The organism is Bradyrhizobium sp. Kon56, from assembly GCF_055807635.1.
The window spans coordinates 1-239 of the sequence record NZ_JBVVOU010000610.1 but is presented as its reverse complement, the minus strand read 5'-3'; the positions used below and the strand labels follow the sequence as shown (position 1 = coordinate 239).

The window sequence follows — 239 nt, the reverse complement described above, 5'->3', positions numbered from 1 at the left end:
GTGGGTCGCGGCGCTGCCCTGTGCAATGGCGCCGGCAGCCGCTTGCAGCAGGGCCGGGTCTTCCAGCAAGGCGAGGTGGGCGGCGAAGATCTCTTCTTCCTCCAGCAGGATGAAGAAAACCGAACGTTGGAGCAGCGCCGTTCGCGATTGCAGGAGCAAGCGCTGGAGGTGAGTCGCAAGACTGAAAAGGTGGTGCAGGTGATGTCGCAGCTCTCGTTGATGCGACAGCAGCTGCAAGG

The 239-nt window shown here is 62.8% G+C and carries 1 protein-coding gene; it reads right to left on the bottom strand.

From position 1 onward, the window contains the following. Positions 1–69, bottom strand: a 69-nt coding sequence (locus tag AC0L3B_RS40240; protein ID WP_473383614.1) for a hypothetical protein, incomplete at its 3' end; no start/stop codon positions are given. Positions 70–239: the final 170 nt, after the last annotated feature.